Origin of the sequence: Azorhizobium oxalatiphilum (assembly GCF_014635325.1) — a bacterium.
GTDB classification, from domain to species: Bacteria; Pseudomonadota; Alphaproteobacteria; order Rhizobiales; family Xanthobacteraceae; genus Azorhizobium; species Azorhizobium oxalatiphilum.
In genome coordinates this window covers 17,304-38,694 of the sequence record NZ_BMCT01000014.1, presented here as the reverse complement: position 1 = coordinate 38,694, position 21,391 = coordinate 17,304, and the positions used below count along the sequence as shown (strand labels likewise).

The 21,391-nt window shown below is 68.1% G+C and carries 21 protein-coding genes; 10 read left to right on the top strand and 11 right to left on the bottom strand.

Going from position 1 to position 21,391, the window contains the following annotated elements; genetic code table 11:
* Positions 1-108: 108 nt before the first annotated feature.
* A complete protein-coding gene (locus IEW24_RS29050) occupies positions 109-978 on the top strand; it encodes a hypothetical protein (RefSeq protein WP_188584199.1) in 870 nt (289 codons plus the stop codon).
* A 158-nt stretch (positions 979-1,136) separates the two neighbouring features.
* On the opposite strand, the gene IEW24_RS27905 is transcribed toward IEW24_RS29050, so the two are convergent.
* Positions 1,137-2,114 carry a LysR family transcriptional regulator gene (locus tag IEW24_RS27905; protein WP_188584198.1) on the bottom strand — a complete coding sequence of 326 codons (978 nt, stop codon included), beginning with the start codon at positions 2,112-2,114 and terminating at the stop codon, positions 1,137-1,139.
* A 134-nt stretch (positions 2,115-2,248) separates the two neighbouring features.
* Positions 2,249-3,988, bottom strand: coding sequence for a tetratricopeptide repeat protein (locus IEW24_RS27900; protein ID WP_244644713.1), 1,740 nt, complete (start codon positions 3,986-3,988; stop codon positions 2,249-2,251).
* A 175-nt stretch (positions 3,989-4,163) separates the two neighbouring features.
* Between IEW24_RS27900 and IEW24_RS27895 the strand changes: the two genes are divergently transcribed.
* Together IEW24_RS27895 and IEW24_RS27890 are read left to right on the top strand one after the other, a co-directional pair.
* A complete protein-coding gene (locus IEW24_RS27895) occupies positions 4,164-5,030 on the top strand; it encodes a 4-(cytidine 5'-diphospho)-2-C-methyl-D-erythritol kinase (RefSeq protein ID WP_188584197.1) in 867 nt (288 codons plus the stop codon).
* A gap of 10 nt (positions 5,031-5,040) precedes the next feature.
* Positions 5,041-5,361 (top strand): YnfA family protein, encoded by a 321-nt coding sequence (locus IEW24_RS27890; RefSeq protein ID WP_188584196.1) that lies wholly within the window; start codon positions 5,041-5,043, stop codon positions 5,359-5,361.
* Positions 5,362-5,384: 23 nt separating this feature from the next.
* Here the strand turns inward: IEW24_RS27890 and IEW24_RS27885 are convergent, their stop codons facing one another.
* Positions 5,385-6,392 (bottom strand): polyprenyl synthetase family protein, encoded by a 1,008-nt coding sequence (locus IEW24_RS27885; protein ID WP_188584195.1) that lies wholly within the window; start codon positions 6,390-6,392, stop codon positions 5,385-5,387.
* Positions 6,393-6,527: 135 nt separating this feature from the next.
* Here IEW24_RS27885 and IEW24_RS27880 point away from each other — a divergent pair, with 135 nt between their 5' ends.
* From IEW24_RS27880 to IEW24_RS27855, 6 genes are all read left to right on the top strand, one after another.
* Positions 6,528-6,755, top strand: a complete 228-nt coding sequence (locus IEW24_RS27880; protein ID WP_188584194.1) for a putative signal transducing protein — start codon at positions 6,528-6,530, stop codon at positions 6,753-6,755.
* Positions 6,748-7,515: a tRNA1(Val) (adenine(37)-N6)-methyltransferase gene (locus tag IEW24_RS27875; protein WP_188584193.1), complete on the top strand. Its 768-nt coding sequence runs from the start codon at positions 6,748-6,750 to the stop codon at positions 7,513-7,515. The genes IEW24_RS27880 and IEW24_RS27875 overlap by 8 nt, the downstream gene beginning before the upstream one ends.
* A 220-nt stretch (positions 7,516-7,735) precedes the next feature.
* Positions 7,736-8,107 (top strand): hypothetical protein, encoded by a 372-nt coding sequence (locus tag IEW24_RS27870; protein WP_188584192.1) that lies wholly within the window; start codon positions 7,736-7,738, stop codon positions 8,105-8,107.
* Positions 8,108-8,163: 56 nt separating this feature from the next.
* The gene (locus IEW24_RS27865; RefSeq protein WP_188584191.1) at positions 8,164-9,456 is read left to right on the top strand and encodes a S1C family serine protease; all 1,293 of its coding nucleotides are present in this window, start codon (positions 8,164-8,166) and stop codon (positions 9,454-9,456) included.
* A gap of 79 nt (positions 9,457-9,535) precedes the next feature.
* The gene (locus tag IEW24_RS27860; protein ID WP_188584190.1) at positions 9,536-10,441 is read left to right on the top strand and encodes a S49 family peptidase; all 906 of its coding nucleotides are present in this window, start codon (positions 9,536-9,538) and stop codon (positions 10,439-10,441) included.
* A 125-nt stretch (positions 10,442-10,566) separates the two neighbouring features.
* Entirely contained in the window at positions 10,567-10,797 is a 231-nt protein-coding gene (locus IEW24_RS27855; protein ID WP_244644712.1) for a hypothetical protein, read from the top strand.
* A 6-nt stretch (positions 10,798-10,803) separates the two neighbouring features.
* Here the strand turns inward: IEW24_RS27855 and IEW24_RS27850 are convergent, their stop codons facing one another.
* Positions 10,804-11,769: a DMT family transporter gene (locus IEW24_RS27850; protein ID WP_188584189.1), complete on the bottom strand. Its 966-nt coding sequence runs from the start codon at positions 11,767-11,769 to the stop codon at positions 10,804-10,806.
* A gap of 319 nt (positions 11,770-12,088) precedes the next feature.
* The gene (moaA, locus tag IEW24_RS27845) at positions 12,089-13,123 is read right to left on the bottom strand and encodes a GTP 3',8-cyclase MoaA (RefSeq protein WP_244644716.1); all 1,035 of its coding nucleotides are present in this window, start codon (positions 13,121-13,123) and stop codon (positions 12,089-12,091) included.
* Positions 13,124-13,296: 173 nt separating this feature from the next.
* Here moaA and IEW24_RS27840 point away from each other — a divergent pair, with 173 nt between their 5' ends.
* Positions 13,297-13,674 carry a gamma-butyrobetaine hydroxylase family protein gene (locus tag IEW24_RS27840; protein WP_188584188.1) on the top strand — a complete coding sequence of 126 codons (378 nt, stop codon included), beginning with the start codon at positions 13,297-13,299 and terminating at the stop codon, positions 13,672-13,674.
* 13 nt (positions 13,675-13,687) lie between these two features.
* Here the strand turns inward: IEW24_RS27840 and IEW24_RS27835 are convergent, their stop codons facing one another.
* From IEW24_RS27835 to IEW24_RS27810, 6 genes are all read right to left on the bottom strand, one after another.
* Positions 13,688-15,385: a formate--tetrahydrofolate ligase gene (locus IEW24_RS27835; protein ID WP_188584187.1), complete on the bottom strand. Its 1,698-nt coding sequence runs from the start codon at positions 15,383-15,385 to the stop codon at positions 13,688-13,690.
* 246 nt (positions 15,386-15,631) lie between these two features.
* A complete protein-coding gene (locus IEW24_RS27830) occupies positions 15,632-17,542 on the bottom strand; it encodes a glycoside hydrolase family 99-like domain-containing protein (RefSeq protein WP_188584186.1) in 1,911 nt (636 codons plus the stop codon).
* Positions 17,543-17,585: 43 nt separating this feature from the next.
* Positions 17,586-18,059 (bottom strand): hypothetical protein, encoded by a 474-nt coding sequence (locus tag IEW24_RS27825; RefSeq protein WP_188584185.1) that lies wholly within the window; start codon positions 18,057-18,059, stop codon positions 17,586-17,588.
* A gap of 140 nt (positions 18,060-18,199) precedes the next feature.
* A complete protein-coding gene (locus IEW24_RS27820) occupies positions 18,200-19,444 on the bottom strand; it encodes an MFS transporter (protein WP_188584184.1) in 1,245 nt (414 codons plus the stop codon).
* 277 nt (positions 19,445-19,721) lie between these two features.
* Positions 19,722-20,258, bottom strand: a complete 537-nt coding sequence (locus IEW24_RS27815; RefSeq protein WP_188584183.1) for a Spy/CpxP family protein refolding chaperone — start codon at positions 20,256-20,258, stop codon at positions 19,722-19,724.
* A 196-nt stretch (positions 20,259-20,454) separates the two neighbouring features.
* Complete coding sequence (locus IEW24_RS27810) at positions 20,455-21,384, bottom strand: metallophosphoesterase family protein (protein ID WP_188584182.1); 930 nt, start codon at positions 21,382-21,384, stop codon at positions 20,455-20,457.
* Between the last annotated feature and the right edge of the window lie 7 nt (positions 21,385-21,391).

Here is a 21,391-nt window from a genome sequence, read left to right as displayed (position 1 = left end):
GATTTGGAACGGGAACCACGCTCGGGACCGGCCTGCGTCGCAGGCGGACCGCAGCTCCCCGGAGGGATGTGCGCCATGTGCCATTCCTCGGTTCAGGAGGAAGGTGACATGCGTCTGGCGTTCCACGCCACCCTGCCAACCCGCATTCTGGCCGGCAGCGCCCTGGCACTGGCATTGGCCGGCTGCGCCGGCTTCAACTCGCAGGGCACGTTCGGCGCCCCCGGCACCACCGTGGACGGCGCCGCTGCCGCCTCGGCCGGCCCGGTGAACCCGTCGGGAACCACCGTCTCCGCCGGTACGCCCGGCGTCAGCGACGTCACCTGCCCGCCCGTAACCGTGCGCTCCGGCGCCTCCACCTGGCAGGTGCCCGCCCCCGGCGGCGGCCTCAGGGCGCAGGGCACCTTCGGCACGCTGGCCCGCGAATGCACGGTGGCCGCCGGGCAGATGAACATCAAGGTCGGCATCGAAGGCCGGGTCATCCTCGGCGAAAAGGGCACCCCCGGCGCCTTCACCGCCCCGGTGCGCGTGGCCCTCGTGGAGGAAGGCCCGAACCCGAAGACCCTGCTGACCAAATTCTTCGTGGTGCCGGTGCAGGTGCCTGCGAACGAAACCCAGGCCGCCTTCGCGGTGGTGGAGGAAGGCATCACCTTCCCCATGCCGGCGAACCCGGACGCGCTGGACAAGTACATCATCTACGTGGGCTTCGACTCCAAGGGCGAGCCCGCCGCACGCCCGGCGCGTCCCCGCCCGGCGGCAACGACGCCCCGCCCGGCAGCCACCACCAGCGCGCCGTCCACGCCGCGCCCGGCCGCCACCGCTCCGGCGGCAGCCCCTGCCGCGGCCCCCGCCGCCAGCAGCGGTGCGCCCGCCGGCGACACCTTCGGCCCCGCCCCGACCTTCGGCCCGGCGCCGACGAGCGGCGGCAGCACCACAGTCGGCCCCTCGCCCAACACCTTCGGCCCCGTTCCGGGCCAGTGAGGCGCATCTCCGATCAAGGCAAAGGCCCCGGCATCCGCCGGGGCCTTTTTCATGACCTTCCGGATTGGAGCGGGACGTAGCTTCAGCGACCGGACAGTTGCGCACGACGTCCGGGCATCCACCGACATGCTGACCGGCTCAAGCGATCCGGCGCGACGTCAGCCTACAGGGCTGACATTCCCGGCGATCTCGGCGGCATCCGCCTCATCGTCCCCGCCGGCATCCGCCTCCTGACCGTCGCCATCGGCCGCCTTGCCTTCGATCGTGGTGCGGCGGCGCGTCAGTTCGCGGGCCGCATGCTCCATGAAGGCACGCACACGCGCGGTCTGCCGGATCTCCGGATGGGTCAGCAGCCACAGACCGGATTCCATCTCCGGCACCGGCTCGGACAGGCGCGCGAGGCCCGGCGTGGCAGCGCCGATGAAGCAGGGCAGCAGTGCCAGCCCCATCCCGGCCGCAGCCGCCTCCGCCAGACCGAGCATGGTGTTGACCCGATAGACGATGCGATCCGCCCCCGCCCGCTCGCGCAGCCACTTGCCCGCGCGGATACCGGCGATGGGCTCGGCCAGTCCCACCCAGTCCAGATGGCGGATATCGGCTCGGGCGAAGGGTTGGCCGGCAAGCGCATCGGGCCGGCCATAGACCGCCCAGGCCAGACAGGCGAGGCGGCGACCCACCAGCGTGTCGCCGGGCCGGTCACTGGCGCGGATGGCCACGTCCGCATCGCGCTTGGTGAGGTTCAGCGTCTGGTTGGAGACGATCACCTCAAGCCGGATCTCGGGATAGGCGCGGCGGAAGCTCGCGAACACCGGCGTGAGCAGGTGCACCAGCAGCGTATCGTTGGTGGTGACGCGCAACTCGCCGGACGGGCGCAGATCCTGCCCCGTGATCCGCCGCTCCATGGCGGAAATCTCTTCCCCCATGCGCTCGGCGAGCCGCACCATCTCCTCGCCGGTGGTGGTGGGCACATAGCCGGAGCGGGCCCGCTCGAACAGGCGGGCACCCAGCGTCGTCTCCAGCGTGCCGAGGCGGCGGAAAACGGTGGAGTGATTGACGCCAAGCGCATCCGCCGCGCCGGCCAGGGAGCGTGTGTCAGCGATCGCCTTCACCAGACGGAGATCGTCCCAGGCAATCATGTCGCTTCGCCGCCGTTCAAAGGGGTGGCCGCAACCGATTTTACCGCTTCGGGGCGGAAAACGCATCCCCCACGCGTCGCCCTGCCCGGAAAGCCAGTCCGGACAGGAGCAAGGACACCCATTCGCACCCGGCGTCAGCCGCCCTTTTGCTGGTCCTCGGCCTTCTTGACCGGGGTCTCGTCCTCAAGACCGCTTTGCAGCTTCTTCTCGATCTTCGGCAGATCCTCGGGCTCGGGCTTCATGTCCCGCGCATGCGCCCACTGGAAGGAAGCTTCCAGCTTGCGGCCCACCTTCCAGTAGGCATCGCCCAGATGGTCGTTGATGACCGGATCCTGCGGCTTCAGCTCCACCGCGCGCTCCAGCTCGCTCACCGCCTCGTCATAGCGGCCGAGCCGGTAATAGGCCCAGCCGAGGCTGTCCACGATGTAGCCGTCGTCGGGCCGCAGGGACACGGCCTTGCGGATCATGTCCATGGCCTGATCGAGGTTGAGCTTCTGATCCACCCAGCTGTAGCCCAGATAGTTCAGCACGTGCGGCTGATCGGGATACAGCTTGAGCGCAGTCTTCAGATCGCTCTCGGCGGCGGACCAGTTCTTGTTGCGCTCGTTGCAGATGCCGCGGAAGTAGAACAGCGTCCAGTCCTTGCGGGCCGGATCCTTCAGCTGATCGATGACCTTGCCGTAAGTCTGCGCGCATTCCGCATAGAGCTTGTGGCCGCGATAGAGGCCGCCCAGCGCCACCAGCGCGTCGGTGTCCTTGGCGTCCTTCTCCACCAGCGCCACGAGGTGCTTGCGGGCGTCGTCGAACTTGCCGACCTGGTCGAGATTGATGGCCATCTGCACTTCGGCATTACGCTTCAGCGGCGAGGCGGCGGGCACCTTCTCATAGACGGAGATGGCCTTCTCCGGCTGCTTCATCTGCTCATACAGATCAGCCAGCGTCAGGCCCGCCAGCGGATGGTCGGGCTCCAGCCACAGCGAGAGCTGCAGATAGACGAGGGCGAGATCCTCGCCGCCCTGCCGACCCAGCGCTGCGCCGAGGCTGTAGAGCACTTCGGCAGAGCCTTCCTGCGGGGTGCGGATCAGCGGCGGCAGGGTCTTGCCCGCCTCCAGCTCGGCGACGGCAGTGGTCAGCAGCGGATGGCGGGGCAGCAGCTTTTCGAAGGCGGCATAAGTGGCGAGGGCCGCATCCTTGTCAGCGTTGCGGGACTGCCAGCGGGCATAGGCATCCACCGCGCGCAGCGTGGCGGGCTCCATCTTGGCGGCCTTCTCCAGCCGCTTGCCGGCGTCCTTCTTGTTGCCGGCGGCATCCAGAATGAGGCCGGCGTTGATGTCCTTGAAAGCCGCATACCATTCCGGCCCCTGGAGCCGGTCGATCAGTTCCACGCCCGACTTGGCGTTGTTGGAGCCGAGCATGGTCCAGGCGGCAAGCAGGGTGGCGGTGAGATCACCGATGGGGCCACGCACGGAGAGCGAGAGATTGGTGCGGGCGGTCTGGTACTGGCTGCGCTTGATGGCGCGGGTGGCAAGCACGAGGCGGGCGATACGATGGGACTTGTCCACCTTCACCAGACGCTCGGCGAGCGGAATGGCGTCTTCCACCTCGCCGGCCACCAGCATGGCGAAGAAGGCGCGCTCGACCAGTTCGTCATTGCACGGATCGGCCTTCATCAGCTGGCGCAGATATGTCACCGCCGCGTCCGTGTCCCGTTCGGAGCCGGCGAGGCGCGCGGACAGGAAGCTGCCGGCCACCGAGGGTTCCCCCACATAACCGGGGGTCGCATCCTCGCGGGCAAAGGCAGGGGCCGTGGACGCCAGACCGACGCTCAGGGACAGGGCAATGGCCAGAGGCGATGAGAAGGAGAGAATCTTCACCGTAAGGAAATCCCGGAAAGGAGCGCACAAGTCAGCCAAGCCGCACGCGATGGCGGGAGGATGGCCGCTTTCACCCTGTGCCGCAAGTTTAGCACCGCGTTGCACACCGCGCTGAGTTAAGGCCCCGTGACCGCGCCGCTTGCCGCCCGTGGCAACGCAGGCCATAAGCGAAGCCATGCAAAGACTTGTTGCCCGTGCCCCGGCCAAGGTCAATCTGACGTTGCGCATCCTGCGGCGACGCCCGGATGGGTTTCACGATCTCGCGAGTGTTGTCGCCTTCGCCGGCGCCGCCGACATCGTCACCCTCGACCCGTTGCGCCCCTTGGGCTTGAGTGTCGCCGGGCCTTCCGCAGCGTCGGCCGGCCCCGATGCGGACAATCTGATCCTGAAGGCCGCCCGCGCCTTCCTCAAGCAGGTACCGGACGGGCGCACAGGGCATTTCGAGCTGGTGAAGCGCCTGCCGGTGGCCGCCGGCCTCGGCGGCGGCTCGTCCGATGCGGCAGCCGCTTTGCGCCTGCTGGCGGAGCTGAACGACATTCCCCGCGACGACCCGCGCCTCTATGAGGCCGCGCAGGAGGTGGGGGCCGACGTGCCGGTGTGTCTCGCGCCTGAGGCGCGGATCATGGAGGGCATTGGCGAGCGCCTGTCGCCGCCGCTCGGCCTGCCGTTGGTCTCCGTTGTGCTGGTGAACTGCCGGGTGCCGGTACCAACCGCCGACGTGTTCCGGGCCCTGAACCTGCGCGCCGGGGAGGAGCTCGCCGGCCTGCCCCATGCGGCACCTCCGGCAGAGCGCGAGGCTTTGCTCGGCCATCTGGCCCTGCACGTCAACGATCTGGAGCCCCCTGCCGAGCGGGTGGCGCCGGAAATTACCGAGGTGAAGGCGCTACTGGCGAAACAGCCGGGCGTGCGGCTGGTGCGCATGTCGGGATCGGGGGCAACCGTGTTCGCGATCACCGACAATTGCCGGGGCGCCGCCACTGTGGCGCGCCGGGTCGCCGCCGCGCGGCCGGACTGGTGGGTACGCCCCACCGTGCTGCGGTGAGGCCGCGCGCATGACACTGCCGGTGTTCGTCTTCGCGGCACTGGCCGAGATCGCCGGCTGCTTCGCCTTCTGGCACGTGGTGCGATCAAGCGGCCATCCGCTGTGGCTGGCGGCGGGCATGATGAGTCTGGCCGCCTTCGCGGCCGCTCTGACGCAGGTGGAAGCTGACGCCGCCGGACGCGCGTTCGCGGCCTATGGCGGCATCTATATCGTCGCTTCGCTGGGCTGGATGTGGGCTGTGGAAGGCATGCGGCCCGACCGCTGGGACGTGGCCGGCGGGCTCATCTGCCTCGCCGGCGCCTGCGTGATCCTGTTCGCCCCGCGCGGCTGACCGCGCAGGGCAAAAGCACGGCGTCAGTAGCCGCGCGAAATGGCGAAATCCACCGCCTCGACGAGGGCGTCCTTCACCGGGCTGGGACCGAACAGGGCCAGCGCGTCGCGGGCCATGGCGCCATAGTGCTGCGCCCGCTCCAGCGTATCGGCCAGCGCGCGGTGCTTGATGAGAAGGGCGATGGCCTTCTGCAACTGCTCGTCGCTGGTCTCGCTCTGCTCCAGCGCCTCTTTCCAGAAAGCGCGCTCCTGCGCGTCGCCGCGCCGGAAGGCGAGGATCACCGGCAAGGTGATCTTCCCCTCGCGGAAATCGTCGCCGATGTTCTTGCCGAGCTTGGCCTGGCTGCCGCCATAGTCCAGCACGTCGTCCACGAGCTGGAAGGCGATGCCGAGATTCATGCCGAAGGAGCGGCAGGCGGTCTGTTCCGCCTTGGGGCGATGGTTCAGCACCGCGCCCACCTCGCAGGCGGCGGCGAAGAGTTCCGCCGTCTTGCCGCGGATCACAGCGAGATAATCGTCTTCCGAGGTCTCGGTGTTCTTGGCGGCGGCGAGCTGCATCACCTCGCCCTCGGCGATGGTGCAGGCGGCGGTGGAGAGGATGTCGAGGCATTCGAGAATGCCCACTTCCACCATCATCTTGAACGCCTGGCCGAGCAGGAAGTCGCCCACCAGCACGCTGGCCTCGTTGCCCCACACCTTGCGGGCGGCAAGCTTGCCCCGGCGCATGTCGCTCTCGTCCACCACGTCGTCGTGGAGGAGGGTCGCGGTGTGCATGAACTCCACCGAAGCGGCGAGCTTGATGTGCCCTTCGCCCTCGTAATCCGACAAGGCCGCGCAGGCGATGGTCAGCATCGGGCGCAGGCGCTTGCCGCCCGACGAGATCAGGTGGGTCGCGACCTCGGGGATCATCGCCACATCCGAGCCGGTGCGCGACAGGATGAGGGCGTTCACGCGCTCCATGTCCCCCTTCACCAGCCGCACCAGCGTCTCGATGGAGGGATCCTTGGGCTCAAACGGAAGGACGACAGCCAATGATTGCTCCCGCTTGTCATTCAGCGGGGCGCACCATAGGGATGCCCATGGGGTCCGTGCAAGCGGTGAGGTGTCTTTGTATGCATACCGCACCATGAATTCCGCGCCGGCCGGCGCGAATCTGCAGGAGAGCACATGCGTGAGGTTGTAAGGACCAACGACATGGTGCTGATTTCCGCCATCGAAGCCCTGCTGAAGGGCGCGGACATCGGCCACATCGTCACCGACGGCCATACCAGCGTGCTCGAAGGCTCCATCGGCGCCATTCCCCGCCGCATCCTCGTGACCGATGACGAAGAGGACGAGGCCCGCCGCCTGCTGACCGAGGCGGGCTATGCCTATGTGCTGCGACAGGATGACTGACACCCCGCCTGACCTTCCGAATACAACCCGGGACACCATTCTGGGCGGGCGGGTAACGCTGCATCAGCCGCGCCGGGGCCACCGGGTGGGCCACGACGCCATATTGCTGGCGGCACTGGCGCCCGACGACACGCGCCACCTGGTCGATCTCGGCACCGGCGTCGGGGCGGCAGGACTGGCCGTGCTCGCACGCTTGCCGGGGGCGAGCGCCCATCTGGTGGAGATCGACTCGCCCACCGCCGCCCTGGCGCGGGAGAATGTGGCGGCCAACGGCGTCGCTGAGCGCTGCGCCGTGGTGGAAGGTGACGTGCTCCGTCTCGCCCGCCCCGGCGGCCCGGCGGAACCTGCTCCGGACGCGGCCGATCTCGTGATCGCCAACCCGCCCTTCAATGCCCGCGCCGCCCACCAGACCTCGCCTGACGCTCGCCGCGCCACCGCCCATATGGCGGATGGCGACACGCTTCAGGGCTGGGTGCTGGCGGCCTATCGCTGCCTCGCCCCCGCCGGGCGATTGGCCCTGATCCTGCGGCCGGAGGACCTCACGCCCCTGCTGGCGGCGTTGGCGGGGCGCTTTGGCGCCGCCGAGCTGCTCCCCGTGCACCCTGCCCCCGGCGCCGATGCGGTGCGGCTGCTGGTACGGGCCATCAAGGGACGCCGAACCCCGCCCGTCATCCGCCCCGGCCTCGTGCTTGCCGATGCGGCAGGTCGTCCCAGCCCGGAGGCGGAGACCATTCTGCGTGACGGCACCGCATTGCGGTAGCAAGTTAAGGGTGAGTTTGCGCGCGGTCTGTGCAAGCTGAGCGCGGTCTTGGGATACGCCTTACGGCGGTATCGGCAGTCGAGACCAAGCTTCCGTTTACGCCAACCTCACGTGCTTGCGTGCCTGGCGTCACGAAATGTTGGGCTACCCTTTCGCTGATGGTTGGCGTTGGCTTATGCTGCCGCCGTTTCAGCGCCCCCGCCCGAGGAGAACGAGACAGATGTGGGACCGTCGCACGCTGCGGATCGGCGTCACCCGGGTTGGCCTTGTCGCTGGCCTGACGTTCGTCCTTGCGGCCGCTCCCGCTTTTCAGCAACCGGCAGAGGCTGCTTCCCGGAACGATCCGAATCCGGGTGCCTCCATCGGCGCGGCCTTCATGAAGACGCTGAACGAGATGACGCGTCCGGCCAAGCCGCAGCGCCGCAAGACCGCCGCCAAGCGCCCGCCCGAAGACGGCGGACCGTCTCAGATCGTTAAGCCGCAGGTGGCGCCGCTGGTCAATGTGGCCGATTCCGACATCGACCCCTTCGCCGAGCCGGTGCAGCAGGCCGGTCCCGTGCCGCAGGCCGCTGCGGTGGCCGACCACAAATGATCCGCCCCCAACCTGCCACGCGCCATGGGCGGGAACGCGCACGGCGGTTTCTGGGCGTGCTCGCGGCCGGTGTCACCCTGCTGTTCGCCAGCGGCGCGCACGCGGAAATTCCCTTCGCCATGGACAAGCCCGTGGGCAAGAGCGGCGGCTGGTCCATTGGGATCAGCGTTGCCATGGGCGGCTGCATGGCCGAGGCCAGCTATGACGACCAGACCACGGTGTGGATCGGCTTCAGCGGCCCGAAGGACACGCCCTTCTTCGTGCTCGCCAATGCCAAATGGCGCGCGTTGCAGGCCGGCAAGGCCTATGACATCCGCCTCATGCCGCGCGGGCAGGAAGAATGGACCGGCAGCTTCACCGGCCTCGAGGTGGGCGAGCGGCGCGGCCTTGTCTCGCGCCAGGTGAAGGACGACTTCATCATGGACTTCGCGCGGGCGAACATGCTCGACGTGGTCTATGACCAGAAGATCATCGCGCAATTGTCCCTTTCGGGCTCGCGCGCCGCGCTGGAGCGGGTGATCAACTGTCAGAAGGATCTCGCCACCGCCTTGCGCGACCCACCGCCGGTCTCGGCCAAGCAGGACAAGATGCCGCCTGCGGCCGCCCCCGCAAAGCCGGCAGCCCCCAGCCAACCGCCCAAGGTCGCCGCCAGGGAGCCCGTTGCCAAGGAACCGTCGTCGAAGGATCCGGCCCTGCTGCCGCAGGACAAGGAGACCGACCTCTCCGGCACCGGATTTGCCGTCTCCGAGCGCGGCCACATCCTCACCAACCACCACGTCATCAACGGCTGCCGGCGCATCACTGTCACCCGTGTGGGCGAACCGCCGGTGCCGGCAGTGCTGATCGCCAGTGACGCGCGCAATGATCTCGCCCTGCTGCAGACCGGCGCGCCCATCCGGACGGTGCCGCCGCTCAAGCTGCGGGCACGCGTGGGCGATGGGGTGTTCGTCTATGGCTTTCCGCTCTCCGGCATCCTCGCCAGCAACGGCAACTTCACCGCCGGCAACGTGACCGCCTCTGCCGGCCTCGCCGACGACACCCGCATGCTGCAGATTTCCGCCCCCGTTCAGCCGGGCAATTCCGGCGGGCCGCTGCTGGACCAGAATGCGGAGATCGTGGGTGTCGTGGTGTCGAAACTCGATGCGCTGAAGCTGGCCTCGGTCACGAACGACGTGGCGCAGAACGTGAACTTCGCCATCAAGAGCACCATTGCCGCCAACTTCCTCGAGACCAACGGCATCGAGGCCAAGGTGCAGGGCTCGTCTTCCTGGTCGCTCGGAGAGCGGCTTGATCCGGCCGCGGTGGCGGAGCAGGCCAAGAAGTTCACCTTCCGCATCGACTGCCACTGAGATCACTCTGCCGCCGATGCGGCAAAAGCTGCGCCGGGCGCTCCTTCCCTGACGCGGGGGGAGTGACTACCTTCCCTGCATGCCCGACGATTTCATCCAGACCACGAAGCGTCACCTCAAGGGGCTCCTGCCCCAGCGCTGGCGCAGCGATCTCACCCTCGTGCCCGTGGTGCGCCTGTCCGGCGCCATCGGCATGAGCTCGCCGCTGCGCCAAAGCCTCACGCTCGCGGCCGTCTCCCGCACGCTGGAGCGGGCCTTCGCGGTCAAGCGCGCGCCGGCGGTGGCCCTGGTCATCAACTCGCCGGGCGGCTCGCCGGTGCAGTCGCATCTCATCTTCAAGCGCATCCGCGCGCTGGCGGAGGAGAAGAACAAGCGCGTCTTCGCCTTCGTGGAGGACGTGGCCGCTTCCGGCGGCTACATGCTCGCCTGCGCGGCGGACGAGATCCACGCCGACCCCTCCTCCGTGGTGGGCTCCATCGGCGTGGTGTCGGCGGGCTTCGGTTTCCCGGACCTGCTCGCACGCATAGGCGTCGAGCGCCGCGTGCACACCGCCGGCACCCGCAAGACCATGCTCGATCCCTTCCGGCCCGAGCAGCCGGAGGATGTGGAGCGCCTGCTGACCATCCAGCGCGAGGTGCACGCCACCTTCGCCGATCTGGTGCGCAGCCGGCGCGGCGCTGCCCTCACGGCGCCGGAAGAGGAACTCTTCACCGGCGAGTTCTGGGTGGGCACGCAAGCCTTGCCACTTGGCCTCATCGACGGCATAGGCGACCTGCGCAGCACGCTGCGCGCGCGTTATGGCGACAAGGTTCGCATGCCGCTGATCGCGCCGCCGGGCAGTTGGTTCTCGCGACGGGCGCCGGGCGGTGTCAGTGCAGCGCTCGGGGGGCTCGACCTTTCGGGCGGCCAGTTGGGCGCAGGTCTCGCGCAGGGGCTCGCTGACGTGGCAGAGGACCGCGCGCTCTGGGCACGTTACGGTCTCTGAGCCGGAGATGGTCTGCGCCGGAGGAAACCGGCGCGGACGGGATGCGTTGAGAACAGCCCGGCCTTCAGCGTCGGGGACAATGCGGACGCGGCACCTTCCGCGAAAGAAAGGCTGCGAGGAGAACCATGCTGCCTCCCTATCTGATGGTCGCGCTCGGCGCCCTCGGGGCCGCCGCGCTCACCAAGTTCATCGCCACCGAGAACCGGCGGGTGAACGACATTCTGGACAAGCAGCGGCCTGAGGACGGCACCGAGCCGGCACCGACGCCGCTCGAACGCGACCCGGCCACCGGTGCCTACCGGCCGCGCGCGCAGGCGAGCGGAACGGCGGACGAGACCGCCCGCCCGAAGGACTGAGACCCTTCAGTCGTTCTGCGGCGCGCGGGCGACAGCCCCCGCCAGCGGCGCACCGGCCGGCAGGGTGCCGCTGGCCGAGGCCGCGGCACGGGCGGCACGGCGATCAGCCCGGCTGCGGCGGGCTTCGCTCTGGATGGAATAGAGGCCTGCGCCCACCACAAGAATGGTGCCCACGCTCGCCCAGGCATCCGGATACACGCCGAACACGACGATGCTGGAGAACAGAGCGCCGGGTACCAGCGCGTAGCGCAGGGGCGAGATGACGGCCACCGGCGCATTCCGGAAGGCGTGGATCAGCGCCAGATTGCCGATGGCGAAGGCCGTGCCCGCGCCGAGCACCAGCGCCAGCATCTTGAAACTCGGCATCGCCCACGGCTCCCAGGCCGAGAACACGAGGCCGACGAAGCCGAGCATGACGGCGCTCGCCAGCGCCACAACGGAGCCGGGCACCGCATTGCTGATGCTGCGGGTGCCGATATCCCGGACCGAGCCGCAGATGGCCGAAATGAAGGGCAGGATGGCCATGGCGTTGAAGGTGGAAGGCTCGGGCCGGGTAACGATGACGGCGCCCATGAAGCCGATGACGATGGCGCACCAGCGCTTGGGGCCGACCTTCTCGCCCAGCAGCGGCACGCAGAGCGCCGTGGTGATGAGCGGGGCGGCCATGTAGATGGTGGTGGAGGTGGCGATGGGCAGCACGGCGAGGCCCATCACGTAGGCGAAGGTGGTCCCCGCATCGAGGCCGGAGCGCAGCATGATGCGCTTGTCCAGCGCCTGCCGCACGAAGGCGAACTCGCCGTTCCAGACGATGAGCGCGGTCAGGAGCAGGGCGGCGAAGACGGAACGGATCGCCAGCACCTCGCCGACGGGGAAATCGGCGACCGCGATCTTGATCAGCGTGTCATTGGTGATGAAGCAGGCCATGGCGAACAGCATCGCCAGCAGGCCGCGCATGGAAGAGGCCGGGTTCATCACCGCACGCCCTTCTGCGCTACAAACGCCACCGGCCCCGAACGGGGACCCATCTCGCACGCCAACACGACAGCCTCGTTCCGGGCAATTTCCTCCAGAGCCCATCCGGTCTGATGCGATCAAACTTGAAACGGTCTCTGACAGAACTTTGAGGGACGGATTCACGGGTCAGATTGAAACAATCTGTCCGATCCGGCTCTGGAACAAGATGTAGCGCAATTGACGCGCGGCATCCGTTGCGTAAATCGCCGGGCAAAAAGCAAAGCTCGGCGTGCCGGGCATGGCCCCGCCATTTCCCCGCCGTAATGCCGAACGGTCGTTAACCGCCAGTGGTACTCATGTGACGATGCACCGCCGGCTGGCGGGTCTGGCGGTCGATGATGAAGTCGTGGCCCTTGGGCTTGCGGAAGATGGCCGAGTCGATGGCCGCCTGCAGCACGCCGTCATCCGGACTGGCGCGGAGCGGGCTGCGCAGGTCGGCTGCGTCCTCCTGGCCGAGGCACATGTAGAGCGTACCGGTGCAGGTGACGCGCACCCGGTTGCAGCCCTCGCAGAAATTGTGGGTCAGAGGCGTGATGAAGCCGAGACGGCCGCCCGTCTCCTTCACCTGCATGTAGCGGGCGGGGCCGCCGGTGCGGTAGTCGATGTCAATGAGGGTGTAGCGCTCGGAGAGCTGCTCGCGCACCCTGGATAGCGGCAGATACTGGTCAACGCGCTCCGCGCCCACCTCGCCGAGCGGCATCACCTCGATGAGGGAGAGGTCATGGCCTTCGCCATGGGCCCATTCCATCATGGAGCCGATCTCGTGCTCGTTCACGTCCTTCAGCGCCACCGCGTTGATCTTCACGCGGATGCCGGCCTTCTGCGCGGCCTTTACGCCATCAAGCACCTTACCGAGGTCGCCCCAGCGGGTGATGGCGCGGAACTTGTCCGCATCCAGCGTGTCGATAGAGACGTTGATGCGCTTTACGCCGCAGGCGGCCAGATCCGCCGCATAGCGGGCGAGCTGCGAGCCGTTGGTGGTGACGGTGAGTTCTTCGAGACGCCCCGTCTCCAGATGGCGCGACAAAGAGCGGAACAGGGTCATCACGTCCCGGCGCACCAGCGGTTCGCCGCCGGTGAGGCGCAGCTTGCGCACGCCGCGATTGATGAAGGCGGAGCAGAGCCGGTCCAGCTCTTCCAGCGTCAGCAGGTCGGGCTTCGGCAGGAAGGTCATGTGCTCGGACATGCAATAGACGCAGCGAAAATCGCAGCGGTCCGTCACCGACACGCGCAGATAGCTCACGGCACGGCCGAACGTATCCACCAGCGGCCCCAGGGCCGTTGCTGAACCGCCGCCGCCGCGGTCGGTCAGATCGCGGGTCGCAAACACCACGCCACCTCTTCCTTCGCTCACCATTTCCTCCGCCGCCCGGTCTGGCGCCGGCTTCGGCATCCTCCTTATATCGTATGCAAGGTGCAGATTGGTAGGGCGCCGGCTTGAGATCGCCGTGCGATCGGCCATAAGGGCGGTGAGGGAGACGGATCATGACTACCGACGCCAATGCCGATGCCGCCAACTGGCCCCGCGAACTGCGGCTGGCGCCGGACAAATCCGCTCTCACCATCACTTTCGATGACGGCAAGAGCTTCACGCTCTCCGCCGAATACCTGCGCGTGGAGAGCCCCTCCGCCGAAGTGCAGGGCCATGCGCCGCACGAGAAAGTGACGGTGCCGGGCAAGCGGCGGGTGAAGATCACCGAACTTCACCCGGTGGGCAGCTATGCCATCCGCCCCATGTTCGACGACGGCCATTCCACAGGCATCTATGCCTGGCCGGTGCTGCGCGCCATGGGCGAGGAGGAGGAGGCGCGCTTCGGCGCCTATCTCGAAGCGTTGACCGAGAAGGGTCTGTCGCGGGATTAAGGGTTGAGCGGGCTCAGGAGAGCCCGCCGATCACCCCGTCCGCATCGACGAAGATATGCTCGGCCGCCGGCACCGACGGCAGGCCCGGCATGGTCATGACGTCGCCGGTCAGCGCCACCACGAAGCCCGCACCCGCCGAGAGGCGCACCTCGCGCACCGGCAGCACGTGGCCGGAAGGCGCGTTGCGCAGCTTGGGATCGGCGGAGAAACTGTACTGGGTCTTGGCCATGCAGACCGGCAGATGGCCGAACCCCTGCGCTTCCAGCTCCGCCAGACGGCGTGTGGCCTCGGGCGTGAACACCACCTCGCCGGCGCGATAGATCTCGCGGGCGATGGTCTCGATCTTGGCGGACAGGCGCAGGTCGTCCGAATAGAGCGGATGGAAGGCGCTGGGCTTTTCGGCCAGGTTCTTCACCTCATGTGCCAGCTCTTCCGCGCCCTTGCCGCCATCGGCCCAGTGGCTGCAGACGTGCACATTGACGCCGAGGTCGCTCAGCACGCCGCGCACGGCCTCCACTTCCGCCGGGGTGTCGGACAGGAAGCGGTTGAGCGCCACCACCACCGGCACGCCGAACTTCTGCATGTTCTCCACGTGGCGGCGCAGATTGGCGGCGCCCTGCTTCACGGCGGCCACGTCCTCGTTGACCAGTTCCTTCAGGCCGACGCCGCCGTGCATCTTCAGCGCCCGCACGGTCGCCACCACCACGGCAACGTTGGGGGCAAGGCCCGCCTGCCGGCACTTGATATCGAGAAACTTCTCCGCGCCCAGATCGGCGCCGAAGCCGGCTTCCGTCACCACATAGTCCGCAAGGCGCAGGGCCGAGCGGGTGGCGATCACCGAATTGCAGCCATGGGCGATATTGGCGAAGGGACCGCCATGCACGAAGGCCGGGGTGTGCTCCATGGTCTGCACGAGGTTCGGCTGGAAGGCGTCGCGCAGCAGCGCCACCATGGAGCCGATGCCCTTCAGCGCCTCTGCGCGCACGATGGCCTTGCCCCGCGTCTGCGCCACCACCATGCGGGACAGGCGCTCCTCCAGTTCCTCCAGCGTGCGCGAGAGGCAGAAGATGGCCATCACCTCGCTGGCCACCGTGATGTCGAACCCGTCCTCGCGCGGGAAACCGTTAGCAGCACCACCCAGACCGACCACGATGGAGCGCAGCGCGCGATCGTTGAGATCGACCACCCGCTTCCAGGCGATGCGGCGCACGTCGATGTCGAGGGCATTGCCCCAGTAGATGTGATTGTCGATCAGCGCGGAGAGCAGATTGTGCGCGGCGCCGATGGCATGCAGATCGCCGGTGAAATGCAGGTTGATGTCCTGCATGGGCACGATCTGCGAATGACCGCCGCCGGTGGCGCCACCCTTGGCGCCGAAGCACGGGCCCAGCGACGGCTCACGCAGGCACACGGCGGTCTTGGCGCCGATGCGGTTCAGGGCATCGCCGAGGCCGATGGTGGTGGTGGTCTTGCCCTCGCCGGCCGGCGTCGGGCTGATGGCGGTGACGAGGATCAGCTTGCCGGCGGGCTTGTCTTCCAGCCCCTTGATGTAGTCGAGCGACAGCTTCGCCTTGTGCGGCCCGTAGCGATAGAGCGCATCCGCCGGAATGCCGAGCCGCGCGCCCACCGCCTCGATGGGCTCGGGGGTGACACTGGCCGCGATGGCCGCATCGCTCATGGGATCGAGATGGCGGGCCGTCGTCTTGTCCATGCGGGGTTCCTTGCTGGCGGCGGGAACGGCGGAACGGGCCTGAGGCCGTGCCTTGAAAAAAGAGAACCGCACGTGGCGGCTGTTAATCCTGCTCTAGAGCACGTTCGCCCCGGATTGCAACGCAATCCGGGGCGAAAAACGTTCTCTAATAACGCTTCAGAGGCGGATTCACGCATCAGACTGTGCCAGTCCGATGCGATCCGGCTCTAGCGTGCCCGCGCGGGGCCAAGCAAGCGGCGGGGCCGTTCATTCCCCATCGTGGGGCGCAAACACATAGCGCGTCGTCACCGGCGCGGCGGCGGGCGTGAGGGCGCCATCGTTCGCGATGGTACCGATGCTTTGCCCGGCCGATGCCGCCAGCACACCAAAGAAGCGCTCGAAGGCATGGGCGAGCGTCCCGTCGGTGAGGCCCATGTCCGGCTCGAACAGCTCGGCGAGATGCGGCATGGCCAGCAGCGGTGCAAACAGCGACAGCCTCGCCGCGAACATGGTGCCGGCCACATAAGGCGCGGGCGTCCATGCCGGCAGACCCGCCTCGCGGCACAGGCGCCGGAGCCAGGCCCCATTGCCGGCGGTCCCCGCATAGGCGGCCCCATCCAGCACATGATCCTGCGCTCCCAGCATGCCCATGCCGGGATGGGCCGCGAAGGCGCGCGCCAGCCCGCCGTCCCGGTCGAGCCGCAGCAGCGGGCCGGAGAGCTGCTCCAGCCAATCCTGCCCTTGCTTGCCCTGATGCGGGCTGCGCTTGGTGTGGACCTTCAGCACGTATTCGAAGCCCGCCTGATGCAGCTCCGGCAGCAGCGTCAGGAAAGGCAGGACGTCCCGCCCCCGGTTCTCGGTGACGCGCAGGTTCGCCCCCGGCGCCACGGTGGCGAGCATGGCGGCGACCGCCTCAGCCTTGTCCGGCGGGGTGGTGACATAGAGGGTTTTCGGGTCGCACCCGATGACGAGGCGTGGCAACAGCTCCGGATAGAAGCCGTGCACCACCCGCGCCACGCTGTCCGGACGCACCGGCACCGTCGGCACCACGCTGCGCCCGGTTTCCGCGCGCAGTTCATAGGGCGCGCGGACGCTGAGCGCCGCGCGCAAAGACCCGTGGCCGAGCCGCTGGCCGGGCTCCAGATGGGCGCCGTGCGGCCAGTCGTTCCAGGCGTTCAGGAAGACGAGGCGGGCATCCGCCACCGGCCGCGCTTCGGCGAAGGCTGCCGCCTCGGACAACCAGCGGGCGAAGCCATCAGCCGGATCGGCGGCCACCATCACGCGGCCCGCATCGCCCTTCAGCGGCGTGTCGTCATAGCACACCGCCACGCCGGGAAAGAGCGGCACCTGCGCCGCGCGGGCGGCCGTCATGGCGGCGGCAGCGAGGCGGAGTTGCTCGTCCACGCGCCCGGCAAACGCCCGGCTGACCGGCTCGATGCGCCGGGGCGTGCCCACGTCAGGCAACGCTTCGGGCGGCAGTTGCACCGCCGCCGAGATCCCCGCCGTCAGCGTGCCCTGCCCCGTTTCGGTCTCGAACAGGAAGGCCTCCCGCCCGAGATGGTCCTGCACCGCTGCCTGAAAGGCGCCGATGCCGGCGACATCGGGGGCGCGGGTGCCCACCAGCGGCTTGCCGTCCACCGTGAGCCAGCGCGGATCGGCCAGCGCCTCCAGCAGAGCCGGGGTCGGCGCGGGCAAGGGGCCGTCCGCCAGCAGGCAGAAGGAGATGTCGAGGTCCGGATCCGCATGGAGCTGGCGCAGGGCGGCGGGCAGTTCGCCGCCCGGCGCGCCCACAAAGCAGAAGGCGTCGATGCCGTGGGCGCGCGCCAGCGCCACCTGCCGCTCCAGCGGGGCGATGGCGGGATCATAGGCACCGGATGTCTCGGGCAGATCAGGCTGGACGTGGCGCAGGAAGCGGGGCGTTGCCGCCTCCGTCTTTTCCCAGAAGGCCGCGTCCGTCGCATCCACATAAAGCGCCACCCAGCGCACGGAGGCGGGCGGCGCGGGCGGCAGATCGGACAGAGCGGGACGATAGGCGGGGTCGCGCTGGCCCTCGGCCCGCCGCTGCATCTCGCGGGCCGCCTTGGTGGCGCGCTTGCGGGAGACAGGCCCGGGAAACAGGACGAAGGCCGCATCCCGCAGCCCGTAGCGCAGTTTCCGGATGAGAGGCCGAAGACTCATGGGTTCGGCCTCATGGAGCGCGGCCTTATGGGCGCGTCACGGATTATTCGGCGGCGCTCTCGGCGGTGACGGCGCTCGAGCTCTCTTCCTTGTGCTGCTTGCGGCGGGACGCCACGCGCGGACGATCGGAGCCGCCTTCGCGCACGAACTCGCACCACATGGTGTCCACGCCCGCCAGCGTGCCACGGAAGGTGGTCGGGCTGGTCTTGATCACCGTGAAGCAGGGCTCGAAGGTCATGCCCTCGATATAGCCGCACACGTTTTCCTCACGCACCCGCACCGTGTTCGGCGGCAGGCGCACGTAGCGGGCGATGCCCTGCGAACGCATGGTCAGCGTACCGGCGACGGAGCCGTCGGCGAAGATGCGCCCGGCGCCCCGGGTGCCCTCAAAGCAGGTGAACGCGAAGCTCCGGCCGACCACGAAGGCCTTGGCCTGCTCCGGGGAAAGGGTCTGTGCCGAGGCCGCACCGACACCAGCAAGGGTGAACGCTGCGGCGGCGAGAAGGATGCTTCGCATGGGTGCTGTTTTAATCGCCGATGGTTAACAGAACGATGCACTGCACCCATGGCCGCATGTCAAGTTCATCAGGCCGTATCGGCGTGCGGAGGCGCGGCCACGCTTGATTTTGGCCGCGCCTGTGATCGGAAAGTCGCGCCCTACACCACGGTCGTTACGGGACGGTGGACCGGCTTCTCCTTGATGGGCAGGTTCACCACCGCCGAGGCGATGGAGAGCGCCACCGACAGCCACCACACCACATCATAGGAGCCGGTGCGCACATAGAGCACGCCGCCGAGCCAGACGCCGAGGAAGCTGCCCACCTGGTGGGAGAAGAAGACGAAGCCATAGAGCATCGCCATGTAGCGGGTGCCGAACATCAGCATCACCAGCCCCGAGGTGGGCGGCACCGTGGAGAGCCAGAGCAGGCCCATGGCCACGCCGAACACCATGCAGGAGAGCGGCGTCACCGGCAGCATGATGAACACCGCAATGGCGATGCCGCGCCCGAAATAGATCCAGGCCAGCAGCCACTTGCGCGACATGCGTGTCGAGAGCCAGCCGGCCGAGAGCGAGCCCACCATGTTGGCGAGGCCGATCAGCGCCAGCGTGGTGGCGCCCACCGTGGAGGAGATGCCCTTGTCCACCAGATAGGCGGGCATGTGAACGGTGATGAAGGCGAGCTGGAAGCCGCAGGTGAAGAAGCCCAGCACCAGCATGATGTAGCTGGGATGCCGCATGGCCTCCGACAGCGCCCCGGCGATGCTCTGGTTCGGCAGATCGGTGGCGCGCGGGGCATCCTTGTTGCCGCGCGTGGCCAGCGCCAGCGACAACGGCATGACGAGGAGCATGGTGACGCCGAACACGATCAGCGTCTCCTGCCACCCCACGCTGTCGATGAGGCCGGCGGCCAGCGGCGGGAACAGGAACTGGCCGAACGAGCCCGCCGCCGTGCCGGCGCCGAAGCCCATGGAGCGCCAGCGCTCCGGCAGCAGCTTGCCGAAAGCGGCGAGCACGAGGTTGAACGAGCAGGCGGAGAGGCCGAAGCCCACCATCACGCCAGCGCTCAAATGCAGCACCAGCGGCGAGGAGGCATAGGCCATGAGCACCAGACCGGCGGCATAGAGGATGGCGCCGCCGCACAGCACGCGGATCGCGCCATAGCGGTCGGCGAAGGCGCCGGCGAAGGGCGAGCCCAGCCCCCAGAGCAGGTTCTGGATGGCGATGGCGAGGCCGAACACGTCGCGGCCCCAGCCATAGTCGTTGGACATGGGCAGCAGGAACAGGCCGGCGGCGGAGCGCGGCCCGAAGGTCAGCATGGCGATGAGGCAGCCGGCAACGACGATCAGGCCCGCCGGAATGGCGCGACCTGAGGTGGCGGCTTTGGAGGGGGTGGCGCTCATTGGGGCGGTCCTTGGGCGGGTCCTTGGGGAGCGCCGTAACCGGGCCTGCCATGGCAAGCTTCCGGAAATGGCCTCTACCCTGTGTTCTGGGCGGTGGAACACCCGAGATTGGGACCCGAGCGAATCCGGTCAGCGCCGACGCAGCGGCAGCTCACGGACCCGTTATAAACCAAGCCAGCCTTGCGAATAATCAATATTCATCAATCGAAGCATAAGCAGCGCTCATACGCTTAGCCTCAAATGAAGGCGCCCCGCCCGAGGGCGGGGCGCCGGTCACTCAACCGCGGCGCGGGCCATGATCGCCACGCGGGCCACCGGGACCGCGCGGGCCATCCTGATGCAGCAGGATCTGGAGGCGATGCTTCTGGCCGTCGTCCAGCGTCTTGTAGAGCGGCTCGGCGGCATCGGCGATCTTCTTCAGGTCCGCCGCGCGGGCGGTCATGGCGTCGGCCCGCGCGCGCATCCGCTCGATGGGATCGGGCTTGGCGCCCTGCTCCCGATCGGCCTTGCGCTCGGCGCGGAAGGCCGCCATGCGGTCGGCCCGGTCCTTCGCCACGTCACGCAGCGCGGTCTCGACACCCGGCCACAGCTTGTCCTGATCGGGGGTCAGCTTGAGGCCAGTCTTCAGGGCCGCGATGCGGGCGTCGGTCAGCGCCGCGCGGTCGGCCGGGCTCGGGCGCCAGCGCTCGGGCTTCTGGCCCTGCTCGGTGGCGGCCGCGGGGGTGGCGGCAGGAGCAGCGGTGTTGGCCGCATAGCTGGCGACGGAGCCGGCAATCAAAGCGGCGGCGGTGGCGGCGAAAAGCGTCTTCTTCATCACTCACTCCTCCTTCAAGGATGAGTTGAGCGTCGCGCACCACCCCTCAATACTCAACTTAAACTTCCGTAATGTAGATACGGAAACAATTAGACACATTAATGTACATTCATCTACATTACATTTTGGAAATGATTCAGTAAATTGAAAAATCAATACGGTTAATAACAGAGACAAATCATCTCAATTACGCAAATCAGGCCGGAACGGCGCGCGTCTCGCCAAGAAGTTCCCGGCTGTCACGCAAAGCGACATCGGCCAGCCCCTTCTGGTAGCCCCGGCATTCCATCAGGCAATTCCACGCCCCCGGCTCACCCGAGATGCGATAGAGATTGTAACGGCCTGCGCCACGGCCATCCTCCGGCCCTGCCGACGCAGAGGGCACGCCAACCACGGGAATGCGCGCACCGCCTGGCCCCGGCACGTAGGACAATGAGGCGCGGTGGTCGTGCCCATGCAGCACCAGTTCCGCCCCTTCCGCCGCCAGCACCGCACGCACCTCCTCCGCGTCCCGCAGGTCACGATGGGAATGGCGCTCGCCCACGGGCGGGTGGTGGATCATCACCACACGGAACAGCCCTTCCTCCTTCAACTGGCGCAGGAGGGCGGCGAGGCGCGCGCGCTGCGCCTTGCCAGCCTTGCCGCTGGCCAGGAACACGGCAGTGGGGATGGCGGTGGAGACGCCCACCAGCGCCACCGGCCCGCGCCGACGCACATAGGGAAAGGACGCCACGTCCAAAGGCGTGTCGGGATGGGTGTCGTCACCGGCGAGGAAGGGCGCCCAGCGCTCCAGATGATATTTCAGCGCCGAGCGCACATAGGCATCGTGATTGCCGGGGATGACCGACACCTTGTCCGGCGTGCCCAGCGAGGCGAGGAAGGTGGCCCCGGTGTCGAACTCGGCCGGCAGGCTGACGTTCACGAGGTCGCCTGTCACGGCGATATGGTCGGGATGCTGATCGGCCAGATCCGCCATCAGCGGAGCCAGCGTGGAGGCGCCGAAGTTGCGCCGCCGGGCACCGATCCAGTTCATCATGCCGAAGAAGCGTTTGCCGAGCAGTTCCGACAGGCGCGCCTCGGGAATGGGGCCGAGGTGCGGGTCGGACAAATGGGCAAGCACGAACATGCCGGAG

Coding starts and splice junctions, on each gene's coding strand:
- IEW24_RS27880 (WP_188584194.1), top strand. CDS start 6,528: ATGCGTGAGGTTGTAAGGACCAACGACATGGTGCTGATTTCCGCCATC.
- IEW24_RS27825 (WP_188584185.1), bottom strand. CDS start 18,059: ATGCGAAGCATCCTTCTCGCCGCCGCAGCGTTCACCCTTGCTGGTGTC.
- IEW24_RS27860 (WP_188584190.1), top strand. CDS start 9,536: ATGCCCGACGATTTCATCCAGACCACGAAGCGTCACCTCAAGGGGCTC.
- IEW24_RS27870 (WP_188584192.1), top strand. CDS start 7,736: ATGTGGGACCGTCGCACGCTGCGGATCGGCGTCACCCGGGTTGGCCTT.
- IEW24_RS27895 (WP_188584197.1), top strand. CDS start 4,164: ATGCAAAGACTTGTTGCCCGTGCCCCGGCCAAGGTCAATCTGACGTTG.
- IEW24_RS27835 (WP_188584187.1), bottom strand. CDS start 15,385: ATGGACAAGACGACGGCCCGCCATCTCGATCCCATGAGCGATGCGGCC.
- IEW24_RS27840 (WP_188584188.1), top strand. CDS start 13,297: ATGACTACCGACGCCAATGCCGATGCCGCCAACTGGCCCCGCGAACTG.
- IEW24_RS27815 (WP_188584183.1), bottom strand. CDS start 20,258: ATGAAGAAGACGCTTTTCGCCGCCACCGCCGCCGCTTTGATTGCCGGC.
- IEW24_RS27890 (WP_188584196.1), top strand. CDS start 5,041: ATGACACTGCCGGTGTTCGTCTTCGCGGCACTGGCCGAGATCGCCGGC.
- IEW24_RS27905 (WP_188584198.1), bottom strand. CDS start 2,114: ATGATTGCCTGGGACGATCTCCGTCTGGTGAAGGCGATCGCTGACACA.
- IEW24_RS27875 (WP_188584193.1), top strand. CDS start 6,748: ATGACTGACACCCCGCCTGACCTTCCGAATACAACCCGGGACACCATT.
- IEW24_RS27830 (WP_188584186.1), bottom strand. CDS start 17,542: ATGAGTCTTCGGCCTCTCATCCGGAAACTGCGCTACGGGCTGCGGGAT.
- IEW24_RS27850 (WP_188584189.1), bottom strand. CDS start 11,769: ATGAACCCGGCCTCTTCCATGCGCGGCCTGCTGGCGATGCTGTTCGCC.
- IEW24_RS27820 (WP_188584184.1), bottom strand. CDS start 19,444: ATGAGCGCCACCCCCTCCAAAGCCGCCACCTCAGGTCGCGCCATTCCG.
- IEW24_RS29050 (WP_188584199.1), top strand. CDS start 109: ATGCGTCTGGCGTTCCACGCCACCCTGCCAACCCGCATTCTGGCCGGC.
- IEW24_RS27810 (WP_188584182.1), bottom strand. CDS start 21,384: ATGTTCGTGCTTGCCCATTTGTCCGACCCGCACCTCGGCCCCATTCCC.
- IEW24_RS27855 (WP_244644712.1), top strand. CDS start 10,567: ATGCTGCCTCCCTATCTGATGGTCGCGCTCGGCGCCCTCGGGGCCGCC.